Raw genomic sequence first — 898 nt, forward strand, 5'->3', positions numbered from 1 at the left:
CGAGGCTCAAGGAGGCGCCGAGCAGGACGACGGCAAGCTCGAGGAGTTGCTTGGCGCTGAAGGCGATGCCGGCCCGCCAGCGCGGACTGGGCTCCCAGACGGTGCGCAGCGCCATGCCGAGCAGGATCGCGACGACGAGCGCCTCGATGTAGGGATGCTCGAAGGCGCGCTCCTCGAGGTTCTGGACGCCCAGCGAGACGAGCGTCACGGCCGCGCACAGGGCGATGCCGGGCAGGAGGCCGTTCAGGCGGGCGCGCAGTGGTGTAACCCTGCGGGTGAGTTTGGACCTGGACGTCACGATCCGGCGCTCCACCGGTTCCGCCGCCGCCCCGTTCGGAGTCCGGCGGGGCGCGAGCGGCTCCGCCGAGGGCGCCGGGGCTGCGTCGAGCCGTTGCCGATCGATCGCGTGGCAGCCTCTCATACCGTCCCCGGTTGATCCCTTCGGTTCGGCGTTGAGCGTCCCAGCCTCGACCTCATCCTGAGGTGCCGCGTCAGCGGCCTCGAAGGAGGGATCCAGCGGCCCCTGCGCTCCCTGGAACCCTCCTTCGAGGCCTCCGCTGCGCTGCGGCACCTCAGGATGAGGGGGAAGGTGGGACACCGCACCAGCACCGAAGGGATCGCGCGGACGTCGTATCATACGGGCTGGGTGCGGGTCAGACCGGCCGCGGCTTCCCGCTCGGTCGCCAGGAGGGTGCCGCGGCGCGCGGCCCGCCCGATCCACATCGCCGACAGGGCGCTGATCAGGCCGGCGAGCGCGCAATACACGCAGACGAGCCAGGGGCTGCCCCCGCCCGAATATTGCAGGAGGGCCGTGGCCACGATCGGCGTGAGCCCGCTCGCGAAGATTCCGGAGAATTGATAGACGAAGGAGATGCCGGTGTAGCGCACCCGTGCGGGA

General features: G+C 70.9%; 1 protein-coding gene and 1 pseudogene. Both read right to left on the reverse strand.

Annotated elements, in window-relative coordinates:
- On the reverse strand, window positions 1–298 hold a 298-nt coding region (locus WDW90_RS37565), incomplete at its 3' end, for a putative sulfate exporter family transporter (RefSeq protein ID WP_336492798.1).
- Window positions 299–633: 335 nt separating this feature from the next.
- A pseudogene (locus WDW90_RS37570) lies at window positions 634–898 on the reverse strand (MFS transporter); the annotation flags it as partial.

The sequence above is a fragment of the Methylobacterium nigriterrae genome (genome assembly GCF_037106235.1).
Lineage (GTDB): Bacteria > Pseudomonadota > Alphaproteobacteria > Rhizobiales > Beijerinckiaceae > Methylobacterium > Methylobacterium nigriterrae.